This window comes from Sinosporangium siamense (assembly GCF_016863435.1).
In the GTDB taxonomy this organism is placed as follows: domain Bacteria; phylum Actinomycetota; class Actinomycetes; order Streptosporangiales; family Streptosporangiaceae; genus Sinosporangium; species Sinosporangium siamense.
Genome location: NZ_BOOW01000009.1, coordinates 139,729 through 163,038, shown reverse-complemented (window position 1 = coordinate 163,038; position 23,310 = coordinate 139,729). Strand labels below are relative to the sequence as shown.

At 69.1% G+C, this 23,310-nt stretch carries 20 protein-coding genes; 5 read left to right on the top strand and 15 right to left on the bottom strand.

The genetic code is table 11. From position 1 onward, the window contains the following. Positions 1-32 precede the first annotated feature (32 nt). The 6 genes from Ssi02_RS08080 to Ssi02_RS08055 all read right to left on the bottom strand — a co-directional run bounded on the left by Ssi02_RS08080 (position 33) and on the right by Ssi02_RS08055 (position 7,962). Positions 33-629 carry a GTP-binding protein gene (locus Ssi02_RS08080; protein ID WP_204022781.1) on the bottom strand — a complete coding sequence of 199 codons (597 nt, stop codon included), beginning with the start codon at positions 627-629 and terminating at the stop codon, positions 33-35. Beyond that, on the bottom strand, positions 610-1,065 hold the full coding sequence (locus Ssi02_RS08075) for a DUF742 domain-containing protein (RefSeq protein WP_204022779.1): 456 nt from the start codon (positions 1,063-1,065) through the stop codon (positions 610-612). Before Ssi02_RS08075 ends, Ssi02_RS08080 begins: the two co-directional genes overlap by 20 nt. A 21-nt stretch (positions 1,066-1,086) precedes the next feature. Then, complete coding sequence (locus tag Ssi02_RS08070) at positions 1,087-1,509, bottom strand: roadblock/LC7 domain-containing protein (protein ID WP_275410623.1); 423 nt, start codon at positions 1,507-1,509, stop codon at positions 1,087-1,089. Next, positions 1,506-4,748: a sensor histidine kinase gene (locus Ssi02_RS08065; protein ID WP_204022777.1), complete on the bottom strand. Its 3,243-nt coding sequence runs from the start codon at positions 4,746-4,748 to the stop codon at positions 1,506-1,508. The genes Ssi02_RS08070 and Ssi02_RS08065 overlap by 4 nt, the downstream gene beginning before the upstream one ends. A 356-nt stretch (positions 4,749-5,104) precedes the next feature. Beyond that, positions 5,105-6,511: an aminobutyraldehyde dehydrogenase gene (locus Ssi02_RS08060; RefSeq protein WP_204022775.1), complete on the bottom strand. Its 1,407-nt coding sequence runs from the start codon at positions 6,509-6,511 to the stop codon at positions 5,105-5,107. A 161-nt stretch (positions 6,512-6,672) separates the two neighbouring features. Next, entirely contained in the window at positions 6,673-7,962 is a 1,290-nt protein-coding gene (locus tag Ssi02_RS08055) for a glycosyltransferase (protein WP_204022773.1), read from the bottom strand. A 163-nt stretch (positions 7,963-8,125) separates the two neighbouring features. Here Ssi02_RS08055 and Ssi02_RS08050 point away from each other — a divergent pair, with 163 nt between their 5' ends. Continuing rightward, positions 8,126-8,728, top strand: a complete 603-nt coding sequence (locus Ssi02_RS08050) for a TetR/AcrR family transcriptional regulator (protein WP_204022771.1) — start codon at positions 8,126-8,128, stop codon at positions 8,726-8,728. A gap of 60 nt (positions 8,729-8,788) precedes the next feature. On the opposite strand, the gene Ssi02_RS08045 is transcribed toward Ssi02_RS08050, so the two are convergent. Genes Ssi02_RS08045 through Ssi02_RS08030 form a run of 4 tightly spaced genes read right to left on the bottom strand, consistent with a single transcriptional unit; the run spans position 8,789 to position 12,658 of the window. After that, on the bottom strand, positions 8,789-9,838 hold the full coding sequence (locus tag Ssi02_RS08045) for an ABC transporter ATP-binding protein (protein WP_204022769.1): 1,050 nt from the start codon (positions 9,836-9,838) through the stop codon (positions 8,789-8,791). After that, the gene (locus Ssi02_RS08040; RefSeq protein WP_204022767.1) at positions 9,835-10,608 is read right to left on the bottom strand and encodes an ABC transporter permease; all 774 of its coding nucleotides are present in this window, start codon (positions 10,606-10,608) and stop codon (positions 9,835-9,837) included. Before Ssi02_RS08040 ends, Ssi02_RS08045 begins: the two co-directional genes overlap by 4 nt. Then, the gene (locus Ssi02_RS08035; RefSeq protein ID WP_204022766.1) at positions 10,601-11,524 is read right to left on the bottom strand and encodes an ABC transporter permease; all 924 of its coding nucleotides are present in this window, start codon (positions 11,522-11,524) and stop codon (positions 10,601-10,603) included. Before Ssi02_RS08035 ends, Ssi02_RS08040 begins: the two co-directional genes overlap by 8 nt. Before the next feature lie 9 nt (positions 11,525-11,533). Next, positions 11,534-12,658 (bottom strand): polyamine ABC transporter substrate-binding protein, encoded by a 1,125-nt coding sequence (locus tag Ssi02_RS08030; protein ID WP_204022763.1) that lies wholly within the window; start codon positions 12,656-12,658, stop codon positions 11,534-11,536. A 158-nt stretch (positions 12,659-12,816) separates the two neighbouring features. Between Ssi02_RS08030 and Ssi02_RS08025 the strand changes: the two genes are divergently transcribed. The 3 genes from Ssi02_RS08025 (at position 12,817) to Ssi02_RS08015 (ending at position 16,145) form a co-directional block, all read left to right on the top strand. After that, positions 12,817-13,992 carry a hypothetical protein gene (locus Ssi02_RS08025; RefSeq protein WP_204022761.1) on the top strand — a complete coding sequence of 392 codons (1,176 nt, stop codon included), beginning with the start codon at positions 12,817-12,819 and terminating at the stop codon, positions 13,990-13,992. Beyond that, on the top strand, positions 13,989-14,948 hold the full coding sequence (locus tag Ssi02_RS08020) for an SIS domain-containing protein (protein ID WP_204022758.1): 960 nt from the start codon (positions 13,989-13,991) through the stop codon (positions 14,946-14,948). Before Ssi02_RS08025 ends, Ssi02_RS08020 begins: the two co-directional genes overlap by 4 nt. 339 nt (positions 14,949-15,287) lie before the next feature. Continuing rightward, positions 15,288-16,145, top strand: a complete 858-nt coding sequence (locus tag Ssi02_RS08015; RefSeq protein WP_204022756.1) for a DUF1707 SHOCT-like domain-containing protein — start codon at positions 15,288-15,290, stop codon at positions 16,143-16,145. Positions 16,146-16,242: 97 nt separating this feature from the next. On the opposite strand, the gene Ssi02_RS08010 is transcribed toward Ssi02_RS08015, so the two are convergent. Further along, positions 16,243-18,090: an ABC transporter ATP-binding protein gene (locus Ssi02_RS08010; protein ID WP_204022754.1), complete on the bottom strand. Its 1,848-nt coding sequence runs from the start codon at positions 18,088-18,090 to the stop codon at positions 16,243-16,245. Positions 18,091-18,156: 66 nt separating this feature from the next. Here Ssi02_RS08010 and Ssi02_RS08005 point away from each other — a divergent pair, with 66 nt between their 5' ends. After that, entirely contained in the window at positions 18,157-18,714 is a 558-nt protein-coding gene (locus Ssi02_RS08005) for a TetR/AcrR family transcriptional regulator (RefSeq protein ID WP_239128694.1), read from the top strand. 97 nt (positions 18,715-18,811) lie between these two features. On the opposite strand, the gene Ssi02_RS08000 is transcribed toward Ssi02_RS08005, so the two are convergent. From Ssi02_RS08000 to Ssi02_RS07985, 4 genes are read right to left on the bottom strand one after another with little or no spacing between them, the layout of a single operon-like run. Next, positions 18,812-19,387, bottom strand: coding sequence for a GTP-binding protein (locus tag Ssi02_RS08000; protein ID WP_204022748.1), 576 nt, complete (start codon positions 19,385-19,387; stop codon positions 18,812-18,814). Next, complete coding sequence (locus Ssi02_RS39760; protein WP_373870097.1) at positions 19,368-19,853, bottom strand: DUF742 domain-containing protein; 486 nt, start codon at positions 19,851-19,853, stop codon at positions 19,368-19,370. Before Ssi02_RS39760 ends, Ssi02_RS08000 begins: the two co-directional genes overlap by 20 nt. Before the next feature lie 20 nt (positions 19,854-19,873). After that, positions 19,874-20,296, bottom strand: a complete 423-nt coding sequence (locus Ssi02_RS07990; protein ID WP_275410622.1) for a roadblock/LC7 domain-containing protein — start codon at positions 20,294-20,296, stop codon at positions 19,874-19,876. Beyond that, positions 20,293-23,256, bottom strand: coding sequence for a sensor histidine kinase (locus Ssi02_RS07985; protein ID WP_239128693.1), 2,964 nt, complete (start codon positions 23,254-23,256; stop codon positions 20,293-20,295). The genes Ssi02_RS07990 and Ssi02_RS07985 overlap by 4 nt, the downstream gene beginning before the upstream one ends. Between the last annotated feature and the right edge of the window lie 54 nt (positions 23,257-23,310).

Sequence of the window (23,310 nt, the reverse complement as noted above, 5' to 3'; positions counted from 1 at the left end):
CCGCCTGGGCCGTGGGCCCGGCGGGGGACCGCCTAACGGCCGCCCCAGCCGGGGACGGCCATGCGCATGGTCAGCGCGTGCTCGACGAGTGAGATCAGGGTGCTCTTCACGGAGTCCCTGACCCGCGCGTCCACCCGCATGATGGGGATGTTGGGCGCGAGCGTGAGTGCCTCACGCACCTCGTCGTCCCCATGGGGGTAGTGCCCGTCCCAGCCGTTGACCCCGATGATGAACGGGAGCCCCGCCTCCTCGAAGTAGTCGATGGCCGGGAAACTGTCGGACAAGCGGCGGGTGTCGGCCAGCACGACCGCCCCGATCGCGCCGCGCACCAAGTCGTCCCACATGAACCAGAACCGATGCTGACCCGGCGTCCCGAAGAGGTAAAGGATCAGGTCCCGGTCGAGCGAGACACGGCCGAAGTCCATCGCCACCGTCGTGGTGGTCTTGTTGGGGGTTAATCCGAGATCGTCGATGCCGGCGCTCGCATCGGTCATCACCGCCTCAGTGGTGAGGGGGAGAATCTCGGAGACCGCCTTTACGAAGGTTGTCTTGCCGACGCCGAACCCGCCCGCGACGACGATCTTCGTCGAGGTGAGTCCTCCGCCCCGGCTAGAGCCTGCGAAGTCCACTTAGCACCCTTTCCAGCAGGTTGAGATCCGGCTTGCCCGCATCGAGCTTCGGCTGGTGCAGGCGGAGCAGGCCCTCGGCCTCCATATCCGCGATCAGGATCCGTGCCACGCCGAGCGGCATGCGCAACATGGCGGAGATCTCCGCCACCGAGCGCACCTGCCGGCACAGCGAGATGATCGCCTGATACTCGGGAGTGTACGAAGAAAGATCCTGATGCGGTGATGCCATGGACGACACCAACGCTTCCATGGCCAGCTTGGTCCGCGGCGCCGTGCGGCCACCGGTCACGGCATAGGGCCGGACCAGGGAACTGGGCTCCTGTGGAGGGGTCGCCGCGGGCTGTGCACCTTCGTATCCATACGTGCCATCCGCTGGGGAATATGTAGATCCACCGCCCAACGGAGCGTTATCACCAGCCCAACTCTGTCCAACCATGTTGTTCTCCTGTCACCCCGGTCAGCGGGGATGTGACGCCTGGAGTTCAGCGCGCACGGCAGGGGTGAGCACCTGGCCCGCCCGCTCTACAAGAAGCGTCATCTGATAAGCCACGAGGCCCATATCGCAGTCAGGGGCGGCCAACACACCAAGGCAGGAACCATCACTGATCGACATGATCAACAATAGCCCCCGTTGCATCTCGACAACCGTCTGCGTCACCGAGCCGCCCTCAAATACGCGCGACGCACCTTGAGTCAAACTGATCAACCCGGCCGCGACCGCCGCAAGCTGGTCGGCACGGTCCTTGGGAAAGCCCTCGGAATAGGCGAGTGGCAATCCGTCGGCCGATACGACGACCGCATGCGCGACGCCCGGCACATTATTCACAAAGTCGGTGATCAGCCAGTTGACCCCGCGAGCTCCCTGGCTCAGCTCCCTCACGAGCCCTCCTTATTGTTTCCGTGATCAGGCTGCCGAGGCAGCGGCAGTTCGCCGCTGATCTCACCTCGCGCCTGGCGCACACCCTGCTGGAAGCTGGACAGACGGCTCCGCACCCGGTCGGGTGAGAGCGACGGCGGTGGCATGGGCACCGCGGACGCCGCCGTCTGATCGGACTTCCCGCCAGGCGCGCTGCCAGGCACCAGGTTGGCCTTCGGCACACGCTTCGGCAGGCCGGATGTGGTCATCCCGCCCATGGTGGGAGTGGATGCGGCTTGCGCCGCTTGCCAGCCGCTGTCGGCCGGCGATGCCCACGCCGACCGGCGGGACTCGGCGATCGGCAGGCTGTCGGTGATCGCCGGAATCTCCGTGGTCTCCGGGCTGTCCCGGTCGGTCAGCGGATCGTCGCCGATCACCAGGTCGTCGGGCGCGACCTTGCGGAACCAGTCGCTCTCCACCGCGGCGAAGATGGGCAGGAACTCGTTCTCGCCCGTGTCCATGGGCGAATCCACCCTCGGCAGCGGACCGGTGTGGTCGGCCTCGTCGGTGCGGCCGAACGCGTCGAATCGCGCGGCGTCGAACGACGACGGGACCGACCAGGCGCCACTGGCGTGCGGGTCTCCCCCGGCGAGCGTGCCGCCGCCGGTGGTCTCCCCGACGCCGCCGAGCCCGCTGAAGGCGGGGGGCTCACGGTCGTCGCCGAGGCTCGGCCACGAGGTGCTGCCGGGCGCGGGCAAGCTGCCCGGCCACGCGGTGTCCACCGGGGTGCCGCCGTACGGCGAAGCCCCCGAACCCGGCGAGGCGAACAGATCGCGCTCCCCCGTCGACGAGGTGTCGAACGGATCGGACTTGGCGAAGGGGTCCGCGGTGCCGAACGGATCGGACTTGCCGAACGGGTCGGAGGTGCCGAAGGGATCGGACTTGGCGAACGGGTCCGACCCGGCGGCACGATCGGACGACCCAAAATCGGACGTACCAAAGGGATCGGACTTGCCAAATGAGTCAGTCCCAAACGGATCCGACTTGGCGAAGGGATCGGATTTCCCAAACAGGTCCGTGCCAAAGGGGTCCGACGCCGTCAGCGGATCGGACTTGGTGGCCGGCGGCGTGTCGAAGGCCGTCGGGCTGGCCAGCACCGGCGCGTCGAGCGCGTCCGAGGGGGAGGCCACGTTGTGCGTGCCCGACGCCGACGCCAGGTCGAACGTCCCTGACGTGGAGGACATGTCGAAGGGCGAGTCGAACGGGTTCGGCATCTCGAACGGATTCGGGATCTCGAACGGGTTCGGACTCGTGCCGAACGACGGGAAACCACCCGTCTGGCTGGACCCGCCCGGCTGCTTCGCCCCCGCGGGGAGCGCGATGAGGGTGTCGGGCAGCAGCACCATCGCGGTGAGGCCGCCGACGTCCTGCTGGCGGAGCTGCACGCGGATGCCGTGCCGCAGCGCGAGGCGGCCGACCACGAACAGACCCATGCGCCGGGACACCGACACGTCCACGGTGGGCGGGTTGGCGAGGCGCCAGTTGGCCTGGGCGAGCTCGTCCTGGGTCATGCCGATGCCGAGGTCGCTGACGGAGACCATCACTCCGCCGCCCTCGATGCGGTTGCTCGCCACGGTGACCTTGGTCTCGCGCGGCGAGAAGGAGGTCGCGTTCTCCACCAGCTCGGCGAGGAGGTGGACGACGTCGCTGACCGCCTGGCCGGCCACCGCCACGCCCGACTGGACCTGCAGGGCGACACGCTCGTAGCTCTCGACCTCCGACAGGGAGGCGCGGGCGACGTCCACGAGCTGGATGGGCTGGCTCCACCGGCGGGCGGGCTCCTGACCGGCGAGGACCAGCAGGTTTTCGCTGTTGCGCCGCATGCGGGTGGCGAGGTGGTCGAGTTTGAACAGGTCGCCGAGCCGGTTCTCGTCGGGTTCGCCCTGCTCAAGGCCTTCGATCAGGCTGAGCTGGCGCTCGACGAGCGTCTGGCTGCGGCGGGACAGGTTGACGAACATCGCGTTGATGTTGTTGCGGAGGCGGGACTCCTCGGCCGCCATGCGCACCGCCTCGCGGTGGACCTCGTCGAAGGCGCGGGCCACCTCGCCGATCTCGTCGACCGAGGTGATGGCGATGGAGCCGACCTGCGGTGTGTCGACGTTGTCCGGGGATTCACGCAACACGCGGACGGTCTCGGGCAACCTGGTGCCGGCGATGTTGAGTGCCTCGATGCGCAGGCGGCGCAGCGGGCGCACCAGCGAACCGGCCACGGCGAAGGTGACGCCGATGACGAGCAGCAGCAGGAGCAGAATCAGGACGCCGTTGAAGACCGCGTCACCGCGAGCCTCCTCCTGGAACCCGTGGGTCTGGGTCACCATCGAGGCGCCCATACGTTCCTCGACCTGGCGCAGCCGGTCGATCGTCGCGTTCGTGGTGTTGTACCAGTGCCGGATGTCCCAGTTCAGGGTGCGGTTCAAGACGAGGTCGTCGACCCGCTGGAACTCGCGGAACTGCGCGAGGGCGCGCTGCCTGAGCGCGTCGGCCTCGTTCACCTGGAGTCCGCGAACGGTGGCCCGGTAGAACGCCTGGTCGGCCGCCGTGGCCTCCCGCTCGAAGACGGCCAGCTCGGACTGCTGCCGGTTCCACGAGCCGAGGAAGTCCGACAGGTCGTCGTGGTCCATCGCGCCGCCGCCGCCCACGAGGGCTACGAGCAGGATGGCCTGCTGCCGGGAGACCTCCTCCTTCACTCGGTCGAGCGCGCCCGTGGCGGTGGCGGTGCCGATGAGGCCCACCTGCTCGCCTTCGGTGCCGAGCTCGCCCTGGAGCTGCTGGAGGTCGCCGACGATCCGCGAGTAGAGCACGATGGCCGCGCGCGGGGGGACGGTGTCCTCGGTGATCTTCTTGCGGAGACCCGGGAGTCCTCGCGTCCAGCGGAGCACCTGGTCGGCCTCGTTCCGGACACGGGACGAGTGGTTGTGGTCGATCGCCGAGGCGAGTTTGGTCACCTCGGAGGCGATCTTGTCGACCTGCTTGTAGTGCTCGGTGACCGTCTTCAGGCGGGCCGTGCGCCGCGCCTCGTCGGCGATGGCCCACGCGGTGAGGGCGCGCTCCCGCCCGAGTTCGTGGGTGAGCGCGCCGATCCGCTCCGCCAGCTCGGCCACCTGGATGACCCGCTGGTAATGCGCGGACGTGCTGATGGAGGTGGTCAGCTGGATGCCGGCGAGCAGCACGGCCACAGCCGTGGGAATGAGGATGAGGGCCACGAGACGCGACCGCACACGCCAGTTCGCCAGCCGGAACCGGCCGCCGTCTCTGCGCGGGGCAGGCGGCACGGGTGGGGCAGGCGGAGGCGCCGCCTGCTGCGGAGCCGGGCCACCGGTGTCAGCCCCGGAACCTGCGGTGTTCCAGGGATTTTCCGTCCTCACTGAATTTCGAACCTCTCGCCGAACCTTGCGTGCACGGAGATCAAGTCACGCGTGGGGCGCACGGGACGTGGGGGACGTCCATAGGCGAGGGTAATTGGAACACACCCCGACCAGATCGGCCAACCGCACACAGGACATTAAAGATGACCAAATACTGCTTTTGCGACACAATCCCCCACTAGTTGGATGATCAACTAAGCGGGGCGGAAGGCGGTATGCTCCACCGGAGAGGCATGTTTGATCATCAAATGCCTGGTCACGGAGTATTCCAGGACCGCCTCCTGGCTCATATCCTTGCCGAATCCGCTGCCCTTGACGCCCCCGTGCGGCGCTTCCGAGGCCAGCGGAAGGTGATCGTTCACCCAGGTCACCCCCGCGTCGAGGCGGTGGCACACGCGTAGCGCCCGCGAGACGTCGCGGGACCACACCGAGGAGGCCAGGCCATACCTCGAATCGTTGGCGAGGCGCACGGCGTCGTCCTCCTCGTCGAAGGGGAGCACGACGAGCACGGGACCGAAAATCTCGCCCTGGACGATCTCGCTGTCCTGCCGCGCGCCCGTCACCAACGTCGGCGGATAGTAGAACCCCGGGCCGGGCAGCGGCGCTCCCCCGGCCACGACGGAGGCGCCCTCGGCGACCGCGCGCTCGACGAATCCGTGCACCCGCTCCCGGTGGGCGGCCGAGATCAGCGGGCCGATGTCGGTCGCGGGGCCTGCGGGGTCGCCCACGGTGATCGCCGCCAGGGTGGCGCGCAGGGCCTCCACGGCTTCGGCGTACACCTCGCGCTGCACGTAGACGCGGGTCGCCGCGGTGCAGTCCTGGCCGGTGTTGTAGGTCGCGCCCATCGAGACGCCGCGCGCCATGGCGGGCAGGTCGGCGTCGGCGAACACCAGGGCAGGGGCCTTGCCGCCGAGCTCCAGGTGCACACGCTTGAGTGAGCCCGCGGCGCCGCGCATGACGGCGCGGCCGGTCTCGGTGGAGCCGGTGACGCTGACCATGTCGACGCCGGGGTGGGTGACGAGCGCCTCGCCGACCTCGGCGTCGCCGGTGACGGCGCGCACGAGGCCCTCGGGGGCTCCGGCCTCGGCCACAAGCTCGGCCAGCCGCAGAGTCGTGCTCGGCGTCTGCGGGGCGGGCTTGATCACGACGGCGTTGCCGGCCGCCAGCGCGGGACCGATCTTCCAGATGGCCATGACGAACGGGAAGTTCCACGGGGCGATGGAGGCGACGACGCCCACCGGCCGCCGGAGCAGCATGGAGGTGTAGCCCGCGCTGAAGGTGCCGGCGCCCGTGCCGTCGAGGGACCTGGCGGCTCCGGCGAAGAACCGCAGGTTGTCGACGGCGAAGGGGAGTTCGCCCTCGCGGAAGACGGCGACGGGTTTGCCGGTCTCCTCGACCTCTAGGCGGGTGAGTTCGCCGGCGTGGGATTCGACCAGGTCGGCGAGGCGCAGCAGCACTCTGGAGCGCTCCGCGGGGGTGAGGGCCGACCACTCCTCGAAGGCCGCGCGGGCGGCGGTGACGGCGGCGCCCACCTCTTCAATAGACGTGTCAGGAATCTCGCCGAATGACCGGCCGGTCGCCGGGTTGATCAGGTTGCGCATCTCGATCTCTCACGGCGGCCGAGCGAGGCCGCCTCACTGGGGACGAGCACCGCTCGCGGCCGGGGTCGGGGCACCGCCCCGGCCGCGCGCAGATTCACAGCGAATTCCAAGCCTTCCAGCGGTGCAGATGTACGGCGAAGGCCCGGTTTGTCCGGTTAATATCAGGCCGAGGTGCGCCCGGCCCGCTCGATCAGGTCGGCCGCCTTGCGCAGCCCGTCGCGCCCGCGGATCTCCTCGCCCGCGGCGGCGAGCCTCGCCCGCAGCTCGGTGTCGCCGAGCAGGCGGTCGAGTGCGCCGGTCAGTTCCTCGTCGGCGAAGGTGTAGGTCGACAGGCGCACACCGAAGCCCAGCTCGTGGACACGCTGGGCGTTGTCGTACTGATCCCAGAAGAGCGGCAGCAGGATCATCGGCTTGCCGAAGTGCATGGCCTCGGTGGTGGTGTTGTTGCCGCCGTGGGTGATGACGAGGTCCGCCTGGGGGATGATCTTCGTCTGCGGGACGAACTCCGCGCCCCACATGTTGTCGGCGAGCTTGATCTCCTCGTGGAGCGGTCCCTTGGACACGATGTAGCGGTGCGGGGTGGTGGCCAGCACGTCGATGACACGCTGCATCAGCTCGACGTCGGCCGAGCCGAGCGACCCCAGGGAGAAGTAGACGAGTGCGCCCTCCTTGGCGGCGAGCGCGGCGGGGATCTGGAACTCCTCGTCGGTCTCCCGCACCGAGGAGTCGAGCCGGTGCCAGGTGTCCCCCAGCGGGCGCGCGTCCACGTAGTCGAGGGCCTCGGGATAGACGTAGAGGTTCAGGTCGCCCTCGGGGATGAAGTCGAGGTCGGGCAGCGGCGGGGCGCCCTGCTCGACGGCCCACTCGTTGAAGGCGGTCCAGAGCTCGCGGTGGGTGCGGTCGTATTCCGCGCGGAAGTCGTCCCACTCGCCGCGGTCGGCGGCCGGGAGTCCTGAGAAGACCGGGGCGACGTTCTCGCCCCTGACCTCCAGCGGGTTGCAGGAGACGATGCGCACGTACGGCTTGCCCGCGGTCACCAGGGCGGGGAAGAGGATGACGTTGTCCTCGACGATGACGTCGGGGTTCACCCGCTCGATAATGGCCTTGAGCTGGGGCTCGCAGTACTTCGCGCCGTCGATGAGGGCTTCCCAGATGGGCTTGGTGACGGTTTCGAGCTGTTCCTTGGTGCTCTTGCGGTATTCCGGCGCGGTGTCGCGGATGAAGTCCTTCCAGAATTGGCCGGGGTCCTGCTCCTCCTCGGCGGGCGGGGCGAGGTCGACGAGGTCCTCCTCGAAGCCGAGCGCGGTCAGCTTGCCCTTCCACGTCGCTTCGGCGGCGAAGACGACCCGGTGACCGCGCCGGCGGAGGATGTCGCCGACCCCGATGCAGTTGTTCGTCGGTCCGTAGGCGCTCTCGGGCATGAACAGAATCGTGAGGGGTCGCTCAGACATCATGACTCCAGCTCAACTTTATTGAATAGGGGTTCAGTTTTTGCACTAGCGGGAAGGTCGACTCCGCGTCACCATGGAGTCCGTACCGAGCGTGCGCCTGGCGGCAGGCTGCGATCGGCACAAGTCGTTCGTTTTCAACATCGATGTAAATACGGAGGCGCGCATGACCCCGCGCAAGAGCCGGGCCGACCGGCGGCTGGACCTCATCGAGGCCGCGCGGCGTGCCGTCATCCGCCACGGCATCGAGGGTGTGCACCTCAACCACGTCGCCGAGGAGGCCGGGCTCACCTCCGGGGCTGTGCTCTATCACTATCCCGACCTCGGCGAGCTGCTGGTCGAGGCCCACCACGCGAGCACCGAGCGTTTCTACGAGCAGCGGCTCCGGCAGATCTCCAAGATCACGGATCCGCGCGAGAAGCTCGTCGTGACGATCCGCTCGGGCCTGCCCACCGGACCTCTCGACCCGGATGTGCGCCTGCTCAACGAGCTCGGCGGCGCGGCGGGCCGCAACCGGATCTACGGCCTGCTGCTGACCACGCTCTACGACCGGCAGGTGTCGATGTACCAGAGCATCCTCGACACGGGGGCCGCACTTGGGGTGTTCACGCTGGTCGACGAGCCGCTCACGGTCGCGCGCAATCTGGTGGCGCTGGAGGACGCGTACGGCTATCGCATCACGGCCCGCCATCCGACCATCGGCCCGGACGAGGCCACCGAGCTGATTCTCTCCTACGCACGGGGCATGACCGGCTGCCCGCTCAAGTGACCGCGCGCGCCGCTCCGGCGCCGCCGGGGCCCGCATGCTCGTCTCCACCGGCCGCTCCGCTCAGCGGTCCGCCGGCACCAGCACGGCGTCGGCGGGCCCCCACGCCAGTCCCACCTGCGCGCCCGCCTGCACCTGGCTCGCGCCCTGCGAGGCGACCAGCACGGGGTTCTCATGGCCAGGCACCCGCACCGACACATGGGAGACGCCGCCGTAGAAGCTGACGTCCACCACCGTGCCGTTGAGCAGGCCGGTGCCTGGGGCGCCGAGTTTCACCCGCTCCGGGCGCACGGCGAGCACAGCGGCGGTGCCGTCGGGGGCGGGGGTGGCGCTGGGGAGCAGGCCGAGGTGCACGGCTTCGAGGCCGTCAGGCCGCGCCGTACCGTCGAAGAGGTTGTTGTCACCGACGAAGTCGGCGACGAAGCGGGTGCGCGGCCGCTCATAGAGCGCGACCGGCGCGTCCACCTGGAGCACCTTGCCCTTCTCGAAGACCGCGATGCGGTCGGCCAGCGACATCGCCTCCTCCTGGTCGTGGGTGACCACGATAAAGGTGATGCCCACCTCGGTCTGCAGCCGCTTGAGTTCGAGTTGCATACCGCCGCGCACCTTCTTATCCAGTGCCGACAGCGGCTCGTCGAGCAGCAGCAGCCGCGGTCGTTTGACGATGGCGCGGGCCAGTGCGACCCGCTGGCGCTGGCCGCCGGAGAGCTGGTGCGGTTTGCGGCCTGCCTGCTCGGTCAGCCCGACCGTCTCCAGCACCTCCTCGACGCGGGTCTTCACCTCGGCGCGCCGCAGCCTCTCCCGCTCCAGCCCGTAGGCGATGTTCTTGGCCACGCTCATGTGGGGGAACAGCGCGTAGGACTGGAACATGAGGTTGACCGGCCGTTTGTGCGGGGGCATGGCGAGCAGGTCGGCGCCGTCCAGCGTCACCGTGCCCGCGTCGGGCGCCTCGAATCCGGCGAGGACCCGCAGCAGCGTCGTCTTGCCGCACCCGCTCGGGCCGAGCAGCGCGAAGAACTCTCCCTGCTTGATGTCGAAGGAGACATCGTCGAGGGCCGTCACCTCGCCGAACCTCCGGCTGACGCCTTCCACCGCGACGATTGTGTCGGTCATGACAGGGACTCCGTGAGACGGGTCATGCGCTGGGCGGCGATGACGACGGTGAAGCTCACCGCGAGCAGGAGCGTCGCCAGCGCGTTGATCTCGGGTGTGACGCCGAAGCGGACCATCGAGTAGATGACGACGGGCAGGGTCGGCTCGGTCGGCGCCGAGGTGAAGAAGGCGATGACGAACTCGTCGACCGACAGGGTGAAGGCGAGCAGCGCCCCCGCCGCGATGCCCGGGGCGAGCTGCGGCAGCGTGATGCGCAGGAAGGTCGTCACCGCGCCCGCGCCGAGGTCCCGGGAGGCCTCCTCCAGGGTGGTGTCGCCGTGGGACAGGCGGGTGCGCACCACGGCGGCGACGAAGGCCATGCCGAACACGACGTGGGCGAGAAGCACCGAGTGCAGGCCCAGCGTCATCTGGACCGCCGAGTAGAGGACGAGCAATCCGATGGCGAGCACCAGGTCGGGCAGTACGGCGGGCAGCAGCCCGATGGCGTCCAGCGTGCGCGAGCGGGTGTAACGTGCCATGCCGACCGCGAGCAGGGTGCCGAGCACGGTGGCGAGCACCGTCGTGGCCAGCGCCACGATCAGCGTGTTGACCAGGCCCTCTCTGATGTCCTCGTTCTGCGCGAGCGCTCCATACCACTTGAGGCTGAAGCCGTCGAAGGAATACGGAGAGTCCCCTGAGTTCACCGACATGGCGACGAGCACCACGATGGGGGCGTAGAGGAACACGTAGGTGAGCCAGAACGGCACGTGGAGCAGGCGCGGTTTACGCACGGCTGTACCTCCTGGCCGCCCACGCCTGCGCCAGCAGCAGGGCGACGAGCACCGCGACCAGCGCCAGAGCCAGGGTCGCGCCGAACGGCCAGTCGCGCGCCTTCAGGAACTGGTCCCTGATGAGGTTGCCCACCATGATGGACCGGCCTCCGCCGAGCAGTTCGGGGATGATGAAGTTGCCGAAGCTCGGCACGAAGACGAACAGGCAGCCGGTGAGCACACCCGGCACGGTCAGCGGCAGCGTCACGGAGAAAAAGGTGCGCGCGGGGCGGGCGCCGAGGTTGGCCGACGCCTCACGGAGCGTGGGGTCGAGCTTCTCGATGGCGGCATAGAGCGGCAGCACCATGAGCGGGAGATACGAGTAGACGAGCCCGGTGACGATCGTGCCCTGGTTGTAGAGGAATTCGAGGGGTTCGTCGATCAGGCCCAGGTCGATGAGCGCGGTGTTGACGACTCCGGGCCCGCTGAGCAGCACGATCCAGGCGTAGACGCGCACCAGGAAGTTCGTCCAGAACGGCAGCACGATCGCCACCAGGGCGATCGTCTTCCATTTGCGCGGCAGCATCGCGATCATGTAGGCCGTGGGATAGCCGACGAGCAGGGCGATCAGGGTCGCGATCGTGGCCAGCTTGAGCGAGCCCAGCACCACGTCCAGGTAGAGCGGGTCCAGCAGGCGGGTGAAGTTCTCCCCGGTGGGCTCGTAGACCACACCGCCGAAGCGGCCCCGCTGGAAGATCGAGTAGCTGAGCACCAGCGCGAGCGGGATCATCAGCAGCACGATCAGATAGGTGAGACCCGGCCCGAGGAAGACCAGCCCCGCGAAGAACCTCCCCGAACCACGCGTGCGGCGCGGCCGGCGCGGGCCCTCGCGGGGCGCCGGTCGCGTCGCGACGTCGTGCTCTTTGGTCGTGGACACCGGTAGGGCCTAGTTCTTCGCCGCGACCTCGGTCGACAGGCGGGTGTACTTCTGCGAGTCCTTGCCGAGGTCGATGATCGGCTCACCCTGCAGGAGCTGGGCCGGGGTCATCGCGAGCGGGGAGTCCTTCGCCTTCAGCTCGGGCTTCACCTTCTCCATGGCGGCCTTGTTGGGCACCTTGTAGAGGATGTTCTCCGCCGCCCAGCTGTGGATCTCCGGGTCCAGGATGTAGTTGATGAGCGCGTGCGCGGCCTCCTTGTTCTTGGAGGACTTCAGCACCACCATCGTGTCGACCCAGAGATCGCTGCCCTCCTTGGGCACGACGAACTTGATGTTCTTCTCCGAGGTGGGGCACCATCCGTCCCACGCCTCCACCATCACGGCCTCGCCCTTCTTCAGGCGGTCGCCGAAGGTGGTGTCGTCGAAGGCGAGCAGGTGCTCCTTGGCCGAGGTGAGCAGGTCGCGCACCTTCTGCAGCTGCGCGTCGTCGGTGGTGTTCACCGAATAGTTGAGCGCTTTGATGGCGGGCAGGGCCAGCCAGCGCTCGGTGGTCATCAAGGTGATCTTGCCCTTGACGTCGTCGGCCGGCTCCAGCAGGTCCTTCCAGCTCGTGGGCGCGGTCTCCACCAGGTCCGTGCGGTAGCAGATCCCGGTGGTGCCCCAGGTGTAGGGCACGGAGAACTTGTTGCCCTTGTCGTAGGAGAGCTGCGTGGCCTCGGGGTAGAGGTTCGCGAGGTTCGGGATCAGCTCGGGGTGGAGCGGTTCAAGCAGCCCGGCCTCGTTGAGGGCCTGCGCGTATTGCCCGGATACGAAGGCCACGTCGATGCCGCTGTCGGCGCCGGCGGTGAGCTTGCCCATGACCTCTTCGTTGGTCGCGTGCTTGGCGACCTCCATCGAAGTGCCGAACTTGTCCTTCACCCGCTTGGGCAGGTCCTCCGGGCTGTAACCGTCCCAGATCGAGATCGTCAGCTTCTGTTTCGCGAGGTTCGCGTTGGGGTCGAGACGAGCTGGAGCGTTGGGAGCGGCTGCGGTGCTTGTGTCTCCCGACTGGCCGCCGCAGGCGGCCACGGCGAGTAGGGCACCGGCAGCCGCGACGGCTGCCGGAAGACGACGGGTGTACCGGATTCGGGACACGACCGCTACTCCTTCTAGATTCAGGAATCGTACGAAACGGTCGCTCGGGCCGATGAGAGCGAGACAGGGCACGGCAGACCAAAGATGGAGTGTTGCAGTCGATATCAACATCGGCAAGACTTTTCATGACATTGTTAGCTGGATGTATGGGTTGAGTGTTGAATTCGAGTTCAGTTTGGACACGCCTGATCTCCCTGGGCGAACGGGCGCCGAAAGCCGGCGACGGCCTCTCGGCTGAGCTGCTCACCTCGCTCGCCACCGGGGATTCCGGTCCCGGCCCGTTCGAGTTCCGGCACTTCCAGCCGCTCCCCGCAGGAACGTTCCCACACGTCGAACGGGGTTTCAGCGTCGACCAGACCAACCACTCGGTGGTCGTCGGCGAGGTTGTCGTCGTCAAGTGGCTCACCCCTCCCCTCCCGCTCCCCCAGCCCGGCCCGGCGATGCTCGCCCACCTCGCCGAGGTCGGCTTCACCGCCACCGCCCCGCCGTACGCCGCCCTCATACGCAGAGCGCCGGCCCATCCCGCCGCACCCGGGTACGGCGGAGCCGGCGGCACGCTGGTCGCACTCGTCACCGGCTACCTGCCGGACGCCCGCGACGGATGGGAGTGGTGCGTGGACGAGGCGGCGGCCGGGCGGTCCGGCTTCGCCGCCGAACTCGGCGTCCTCACCGCCGACCTGCACGTCGCCCTCGCCACGCCGTCGTCGTCACTCCCGGTGCCGGTACGCCACGGGCCCGACGGCGAGCGTGTGGACGAGTGGGCCCGTGCCGTACACACCCGGGCCGAAGGAGCACTCGCCGAGGCGCTCGCGCTGACCGGCGGGGACGACGGCGCCTGGCTCGCCGCCCGCGCCGAGGCCCTGCGCGCCGGGCTCGCGCCGCTCGCGGGCGCGACCTGCCCGCCGCTGATCCGCATCCACGGAGACCTGCACGCCGGGCAGATCCTGCGGTGGCGCAACGGCTACGCGGTGATCGACTTCGACGGCAACCCGACCGTCGCGGCGGGCGACCACTTCCAGCCCGCCGCCCGCGACCTCGCCCAGCTCGGCACCAGCCTCGAACACGTCGCCCAGGTGGCGATCAGGCGCAAGGGCACCCCCCGCGACGACGCCGCCCGCTGGGCCGCGGCGGCGCGGGACGGGCTGCTGGCCGCCTACACCTCCCGGCTGGCCGGGCGCTGCCACTCCTACTTGTTCGACCGTTCCCTGCTGCGCCCGTTCGCGATCGAGCAGGAGTGCAGGGAACTGATTTACGCCGCACGCCATCTGCCGCGCTGGCGCTATGCCCCGATGGGTGTGCTGCGCACCTGGTATCCGAAGGAGTCCTCCCCGTGAACCCCGCCCTCTACCTCGCCGACCTCGAGGCCAAGCCCACCGCGCTGGCCGACCTCGCCGACGCGCTGCGCGCGGGCGACCCGTTCGCCGCGCTGCCCTCGGAGGTGCGGCGCGTCGTGTTCCTCGGCATGGGCAGCTCGCGGTATGCCGCCGGCGTCGCCGCGCTGCGGCTGCGCGCCGCCGGGATCGACGCCGTTGCGGAGTACGGCTCGGCCTCGTTGTCCTACCCTGCGGCCCCCGGCACACTCGTCGTGCCGATCTCGGCCACCGGCGGGAGCGTGGAGACCCTGGACGCGCTCGAACGCTATGCGGGCCAGGCGTTCGTCGTCGCCCTGACCAACACCCCGGGGTCGAAGGTCGCCGAGTGCGCCGATGTGGTGGTGCCGATGGCGGCCGGGCTGGAGGCGGGCGGCGTGGCCTGCCGCACCTTCCAGCACACGCTCGCGCTGCTGCTGGGCCTGGCCGCGCGTCTCACAGGCCGGCCGTTCGACCTCGGGGCGCTGCTCACGCGTGTGGCGGAGGCCTCGGCCGATCTGCTCGACCGGCGCGGCGAGTGGCTGGAGGAGGTGTGCGCGCTGCTCGAGGGACCGCACGGGGTCTACGCCATCGCGCCCGCCGAGCGGCTGTCGTCCGCCGAGCAGTCGGCGCTGATGTTCCGCGAGGGGCCGCGGCGGCAGGCGGACGCCTGCGAGACCGGTGACTGGGCGCACGTCGATGTCTATCTCACCAAGACCCTGGATTATCGGGCGATCCTGTATCCCGGGTCGCGCTACGACGGACAGGCGATGGACTGGGTGCGGCAGCGGAAGTCCACCGTCCTCGCCGTGGGGGGCGATGTGGACGGGGCCACGCGTTGCCTCCGTTACGCGGGCGACGACGATCCCGAGGTCGCGTTGCTCACCGAGGTGCTGGTCGCCGAACTGGTGGCCGCGCACTGGTGGGGGCCTTCTTCCTAGCGCCGGCACTTCTATTCGCGGCCCTCGGGGAATTTCACTTCGCCGGGGGCCGCGGGTTTCCTCGGCCCCTTCGGATTTCAAATCCTGGATTCGGGAACGTCGTCCCCTGTTCCGGGGCAGCCGCACGCCGCAGACCGGCATTTGCCCAGGTCATCAGCGCTCTTACCCGATGAGACCGATTATCTTGACCGCATGTACAAAGCAATACACAAGTAGTTCCGCATAGCGGATGCCACTTCACACCTCACAGATCGGCCAATCCAACAAAACACGAAGGACTCATCAAATCGCCCATGCTGGGGTAGCCTACTTCCAGTTGATCAGCCTGGGGGAGGTCACGTGCACCACATTCGCGTATCAAACGGAGAACGCGATCGCGCCTGTGCCCTCTTACGAGAGCACTACGCCGTGGGGCGACTGGACGACGAGACGCTGAGCCACCGGATCACGGCCGCGCAGACGGCGGTGACGTGGGGCGACCTCTACGCCCTCTTCCACGACCTGCCCCCGATCCCCGGCATGCCGCTGCACCGGCCGGCGGTCGAGCACTACCCCGAGGCGCGGCCCGCGCCCGCCCCGGCGCCCGCCCCCGCACAGCGCAAGACACGTTCCTCCGGCGGCTTCTACCTGCCCGCCGCCCTGGTCTGCACCGGGCTCGGTTTCCTCACCGAGGGCGTCACGTTCATCCCGGGCATCGTCTTCGCCGTCATGGCACTTGTGACACGGGGCAAGAAGGCCGGCAAGTTCGGCTCAGGCGGGCAGATCGCCGTGGTCAGCGGCCTGACGGCGGCCGGAGTGCTGGCCTATGGCACCTTCCTCGGCGCCATGGACCGCCACGAGCACCACGACGGGGACATCTTCGGCGGCCCCCGGAGCGTGGTCGAACTCGTGGTAACCAGCGACAGCGACAGCAAGCTTCGTGGCCGCATCCGCTCCACCGTGCACAGGATGGGAACCGTCGTCGAGGAGCGGCCCCCCAACATGGACGGCACAACGGAACTGCCCTACCGGGGCATGGCGAACTTCCACCTCGTCCCCGGACGTACGGTGACCCTGTCGGCCGACGCCCTGCCCAGCAAGCGGAGCGGACGTAAGCCCCCCACGCTCACCTGCACCATCCTGATCGACGGGCAGATCGTGGCCACCGCCACCCCGGAGGAGCCGGGCGCGGGCCACTGCTCCGCCTCCTTCTCCTGACGACTCCCGCCGAACTCCCGACGAACTCCCGACGAACTCCCGACGAGCTTCCGCGGCATTCGGCCCGGCGGACCAGATCGCGATAAGCCGGGTGCCCTCAGTCGGCCCGCGCCTCGACCGGCTCCGCGGGGGCGTCCGCGATGTGCAGGGCCGTGACGAGCTCCCGGTATAGCGCGTCCGCACGGAGCAGCTCCCCGTGTGTCCCCGCGGCACGCACCCGTCCGGCGTCCATCACCACGATCCGGTCGGCGTGGACGACCGTGGACAACCGATGCGCGATGGTGACGACGGCTGACCGTTCGGCGTGGCGGCGCACACATTCCCCGATCGCCGCCTCGGTGACCGCGTCGACCTGCGCCGTCGCCTCGTCGAGGAGCAATATGCCGGGGGCGTGCAGGAGCGCCCGGGCCAGGGCGATGCGCTGGCGCTGCCCGCCCGAGAGCGAGGTCGAGGTCAGCGGCGTGTCCAGCCCTTCGCTCAATTCCTCGATGTGCCGCGCCAGCCGTACATCGCCGAGGACGCGCCACATGTCCTCGGCGGTCGCCTCCGGGTGGGAGATGAGAAGGTTGTCGCGGATGCTGCCGGGGATGACGGGGGCGTCCTGCTCCACATAGGCGAAGTGAGCGCGGATGTCCGGCGGGGCGAGCTCGTCGTAGGGAACACCGTCCACAAGCAGTTGTCCGCTCTCCGGATGCAGGAAGCGCAGCAGCAGCGAGAACACCGTTGTCTTGCCCGCACCTGAGGGCCCGACGAGCGCCATGTGACCACGCCGGGGCACGGCGAGGTCGACCCCCCGGACCGCGGGCTCGGCATCGGGCGCATAACGCGCGGTCACCGCGCGCAACTCGGCGACGGGCCGCTCCGGATCCTGCGGAAGAACCACCCGGGCCCGCACACCGGGGCGGTGCCGTACGGCAGGGGCCCGCACACCGGCGCCCGGTACGTCTCCGCCGTGCCCGGCCTCCAGCGGAAGCGCCTCGACCTCGCGAATGCGTGCGGCGGCGGCCACCCCCGATTGGAGAGCGGAGGCCTGCCGGGAGAGTTCCTCGATGGGCCCCATGAGGGCGAAGGCGTAGAGCAGGAACGCGATCAGGCTGGACACCTCCAGCAGCCCGGCCGACACCCGCCACGCGCCGACGGCGAGGACCGCGATGACCGCGAGTTGAATGCCCGAGTAGACGACGACCCAGGCGACCGTCTCCCGGCGCACCGCCCGCACCCCGTGCGCGGCCGCCGTGCGGGCGCCGGCCAGGATCCGGTCGCCGATCGGCTCCTCGGCCCGGCTCGCCTTGACCGTGCGCAGCGCCCGCAGCGCGCCTTCGAGCAGGCCGCCCATGTGGCCGAGGGACTCCTGCGCCTTCTCGTACGCCTTCGCGATGGCGGGCATCAGCGTCATGAAGGCGGCGCCCACCACGACGACGGCGCCGGTGCAGATGCCGAGGAGCACCAGGTCGAGCGTCCCCATCAGCACCAGGATCCCGATCAGCAGGACCGTCCCGTTGACAAGCCCGATGACGCTGGAGGTGACCGCCTCGCGCAGCAGCACGGTGTCGGAGGTGACCCGGGTGATCAGCTCCCCCGCGGGCCTCTGGGTCAGCGGGAGCAGCTCGATCCGGAGGTAGCGGCGCACGAGCGACTCGCGGGCACCGAGGATGACGCGCTCGGCGAGGCCGCCGAGGAGGAACCCCTGCCAGACGGCGATCAGGGCGCCGAGCACGAGCAGGCCGAGCAGGATCGTGACCGGCCAGGCGAGTTGCAGTGAGCCGTTGAGGGAGTCGAGGACCAGTTTGGTGGCCATCGGCGCGGCGAGTTCCAGGGCCGATCCGAGCAGCGCGAGGAGCAGTCCGAGGGCGAGGGTCCTCCAGTGGGGGCGGGCGAGACTCCAGAGAAGTCGCACCCTGTCCAATCGAATTGATTCATGCGAACTCACTAACGAGTCACTCATGACAAAAAGTAGAGCATCGTTGACCTGTTTTCGGCAAGTCGCGCCCGACGCTGTTAGCATGATGTGGTGCGAACCGATGCTGGAGAGACCCGCACACGTGCGCGGACACGGCAGGCCATCCTCGACGCGGCCGTCACCGTGCTCACCGACAACCCCTCCGCCTCACTCGGCGAGGTCGCACGCGCCGCCGGGGTGTCCCGCAGCACCCTCCAGCGTTACTTCGCCGAGCGCACCGACCTACTGGAGGCCCTCTCCGTCTACGCCTACGAGCGGGTCGAGGAGGCCACGGAGCGGGCGCGGGTCGACGAGGGAGACGTGGTGCGGGCGCTGACCCGCGTGCTGGAGGAATATTTCGAGCTGGGCGACATCCTCATGCTCGCCTACCAGGGCGGCTCCGAAAAGGAGGCGGCCGACGACGGCTCCGGCACTCGTCAGCTGCTTCCGCTGATCGAGCGCGGCCACGCCGAAGGTGTCCTCGACCGCTCGCTGCCAGCCGAGTGGATCGAACAGTTCCTCTGGTCCTGCCTCTTCGCGGCGTGGACTCACACCAGGGTCAACGGCGCGCGCAAGCACGACGCCCTGGCGGTCTGCCTGCGGGCGTTCACCAAGGCCGTGCGGGCATAAGGCGAAACGACCGAACGCCGGCGTGCCTGAGCGCCGGCGTTCGGTCGATGTCGCGGGAAAGTCGAGTCCTCGAAAAGCCGTCCCTCGAGCGGCGAGGTCAGTACGAACGGATCGTCAAGGCGTGCTCCACCAGCGTGATGAGGGTGGTCTTGACCGATTCTCTGGCTCTGGCGTCGGTGCGCACGATGGGGATGTGAGGGGCGAGGGTCAGGGCGTCGCGCACCTCCTCCTCCCGGTGCAGAAACTGCCCCTCCCAGCCGTTGACCCCGACGATGAACGGGAGCCCCGCCTCCTCGAAGTAGTCGATGGCCGGGAAACTGTCGGACAACCGGCGGGTGTCGGCCAGCACGACCGCCCCGATCGCGCCGCGCACCAAGTCGTCCCACATGAACCAGAACCGATGCTGACCCGGCGTCCCGAAGAGGTAAAGGATCAAATCCTGGTCGAGCGAGACACGGCCGAAGTCCATCGCCACCGTCGTGGTGGCCTTGTCGGGGGTGAAGGCGAGGTCGTCGATGCCCGCACTGGCGTTGGTCATCAAAGCCTCGGTGGTGAGAGGGAGAATCTCCGACACCGCGCCGACGAACGTCGTCTTCCCGACACCGAACCCACCGGCGACGACGATCTTCGTCGAGGTGAGCCCTCCGCCCCGACTAGAGCCTGCGAAGTCCACTGAGTACCCTTTCCAGCAAATTCAGATCCGGTTGCCCAGCGTCCAAATGCGGCTGGTAGACCCTCACCAGCCCCTCGGCCTCCATGTCGGCGATCAGCACCCGTGCCACGCCCAGCGGGATGCTGAGCAGTGCGGATATCTCCGCTACGGATCGCACCTGGCGGCAGAGTTCGCTGATCGCCCGGTATTCCTTGGTGAACTTCAGCCCGAGCTGCGCCGAGGTGGCCGAGGAGACGAGCGCCTCGATGGCCAGATCGGTCTGCGGGGCGGTGCGTCCTCCGGTGACGGCGTACATGCGCACGAGGGAGCTGGTCTCCTCGGGGCTGAGTTCGCTGTGGCCCGGCGGGGGTTCACCGTAGGAGGAGCCATAGGGCACGGAAGCCTCTCCATAGTCGGGATAGGCGTCACGTGCAGGCGGGTTTCGCGAGGCCCCGCCGTACATCGGCTCCTCGTCATAGCGCGCCACGATGTCCTCCCGTCACGCTGTCACCAGGGATGCGATGCCTGAAGCTCGGCCCGCACCGCCGGTGTAAGCACCTGGCCTGCTCTTTCGACCAGGATCGTCATCTGATAAGCAACCAGTCCCATGTCGCAGTCGGGTGCCGCGAGTACGGCGAGGCACGAGCCGTCGCTGATCGACATGATCAGCAGCAGTCCCCGCTGCATCTCGACGACGGTCTGGCTGACGGCACCGCCTTCGAAGACGCGTGACGCGCCCTGGGTCAAACTGATCAATCCCGCCGCGACCGCCGCGAGCTGGTCGGCGCGGTCCTTGGGGAAGGCCCGGGAGAAGGCCAAAGGCAGGCCGTCGGAGGACACCACGACCGCGTGGGCGACTCCCGGTACCTCATCCACGAAACCGCTGACCAGCCAGTTGACGTCTCTGGCTGCCTGGCTCATATCCCTCACGGGTCCTCCTCGACGGCCTCGGCGCGGCCGGGCTCGGAGGCCTCCGCGCGGGCCCTCATGATGCCCTGTTGGAAACTAGACAATCGACTGCGTACATGGTCTGGCGAAAGCTTCGGCATCGGCACCGGCGTGGAAGGGGTGGACCGCGACTTCGCGGAACCGGGCACAAGGTTGGCCCGCGGTTTGCGCTTGGGCAGTCCCGACGCGGTGAGCCCGCCGAGGGAGGGTTCGCTGGCCGCCTCCGCCGCCTTCCAACCCTCGTCGGACAACGACTGCCACACGGGTTCCGACGTGTCCGCCGACTGGTCGCCCGCGGTGGATCGGGCGCCGCCCTTCTTGAACCAGTCGGATTCGACGGCGGCGAAGATCGGCAGGTAGTCGTCGCCGGAGTTGTCGAACGCCGAGGTCTCCACGCGTGGGAGAGGGCCGGTCGGGTCGGCCCCGCGCCCGTAGAGCGAGCCCGGGGGGTAGGTCGAGGAGTCCACGTCCATCACGGGGAAGGGGCCGGGTTCGTGGGCCATGCTGACGACGCCGGCGTCCTGCGCGGACGGGGGGAGGGAGAGCGGGTTGGTCGACGTGAACCAGGTCTGCTCACCCGAGTCGCCCGGGGCGGGCACGCGCGGGGGCGGGGTCAGCGGAGTGGAGTGCGGGACGGGGGCCGGGGACGATGAGGACGGCGTCGGTAAGGAGGGGGCCGACGGGGGCGCGGACAGCGGCGGCGCCTTGCGCCGGGGCAGCGGGGGCCCCGAGGAGCCCAGGGAGCCGGAGGAGAACGTCTCGGAGCGGCCCTGCTGGGGGATGACGGGTGTCCCCGAGTCGCCGAACGGTGGGAGGTCGTAGCCGCCCGAGGGATGTCCGGGCCCGGGGTAGGCCGACCCTCCGGCGGGCGGGTTCATCGAGGGGAAGGCGGGCTGAGCGGGCTGGGCGTACTTCGCGGCGCCGGGGATGGGGGCGACAAGCTTCTCCGGGATCACCACCATCGCGGTGAGACCGCCCGCTTCGTGCGGCCTGAGCTGGACACGCACGCCGTGCCGTAAGGCCAGCCTGCCGACCACGAACAGGCCCATCCGCCGGGAGACCGACACGTCCACCACCGGGGGGTTGGCCAGCCGCCAGTTGGCCTGCGCCTGCTCGTCGGGCGTCATGCCGATGCCCTGGTCGGTCACCGAGAGCATGACGCCCCCGCCGCCCTCGATGTGGTTGCTGGTGACGACCACCATGGTGTCACGCGGGGAGAAGGAGACTGCGTTCTCCACGAGTTCGGCGAGCAGGTGCACGATGTCGCTGACGGCCTGGCCGCCGATGGCGACCTCGGCCTGCCCGTGGGTGACCACCCGGTCGTAGCTCTCCACCTCAGACAGGGAGGCGCGCACGACGTCGTTCAGCTCGACCGGCTGGCTCCACTTGCGTGCCGCCTCCTGGCCGGCGAGAACCAGGAGGTTCTCGCTGTTGCGCCGCATACGGGTGGCGAGGTGGTCGAGTTTGAACAGGTCCGCGAGGCGCCTGTCGTCCCGCTCGCCCTGTTCCAGGCGCTCGATGAGGGTGAGCTGGCGTTCGACGAGGGTCTGGCTGCGGCGGGAGAGGTTGACGAACATCGCGTTGATGTTGCCGCGGAGCCTGGCCTCGTCCCCGGCCAGCCGTACCGCCTCGCGGTGCACCTCGTCGAAGGCCCGCGCGACCTGCCCCACCTCGTCGCGCGAGAAGATGCCGATCGGCGGGACCTCGATTTCCGCCTCGGCGTCGCGGGTCTCGCGCACCCGCTGCACGAAGTCGGGCAGCCGGTCGCCGGCGATCTCCAGGGCCTCGCTGCGCAGCCTGCGCAGCGGCCGCACCAGGGAGCGCGCCACCCCGCTGGTGATGAGGAGTACGGCGAGCAGCAGGGCGCCGACCGCCCCGGCGGCCATCACGGCCTGGCCGCGCTCCTGGTCGCTGAGGTCCTGGCTGCGTGTGACGATGGACTTGGTGTGGCGCTGCTCGACGACGCGCATCCGGTCGACGACCACGGCCATGGCCTCGAACCACTCGCGGGCGTCGTCCGACTTGGAAAGGTCCAGTCCTCGCAGGGGCACGTCGATGCTGCTGCGGATCAGCACGAGTTCCTGGAGAGATTCGGCGCGGTCGGAGGGCCTGCCCCGCACGGTCTCGTCGAAGAACCTGCGTTCGTCGCTGGTGGCCTCGGCGGCGAAGTTCTTGAGTTCGTTCTCCTCGCGCGACATCGCGCCGAGGAAGTCTTCGAGTTGCTGCTGCTCAAAGCGCCCGTTGACGAGGACCGCGGTGAGCAGCGCCTGCCGGAGGGCGGCGCTCTCCTTGGCCTTGGCGAGGGCCGTGAGCGTCATGGAGCGGGCGAACAGCACGTCGTCGGCGCTGCCCTTGCCGATTTCGTCGTGGAGCGAGAGCAGGTCGGCGATGACCTGGGTGTAGGCGCTGATGGCGGCGTCGGGCAGGAGGGTCGACTGAATGGCCTGGTTGCGGAGGGCGGCGAGGTCCTCCAGGCGGTTCAGGGCTGTCTCGACCTCGTCCTGGGCGCGGCCCCTGGCGCCTTCGCGGATGGCGCTCGCCACGGAGCGCACCTGCCCGACCGCGCGGTCCACCCGGTCTATCTGGTCGCGCACCGAGGGTAAGACGCGCCCGGGACGGTCCTGGGCGATGAACCAGGCGATACGGCTGCGTTCACCTGCGAGTTCGTGGGTGAGGGCGGAGATGCGCTCGGACAGCCTGGCGAGTTCGTTGACCCGTTGATAGTCGGAGGCGGCGTTCACGGAGGAAACGACCTGGACACCGCCGAGCAGCACGGCGGCGGTTGTCGGGACAAGGATCATGGCGACCAGCCGTGACCGCACCCGCCAGTTGCGCAGCCGCCAGCCACCGCCGGCCTCTTCCTCTGCCAGAAGGGTGGAAGGCGGCACCCGCGTCTTACCGTCGCCACCACCCTGGACGCTCTGCCGCATCTCTGTACTCACCGAACGCAACCTCTCGCCGAAGCGGCGTATATGAAGCCTCGCGGCCTGTCGGTC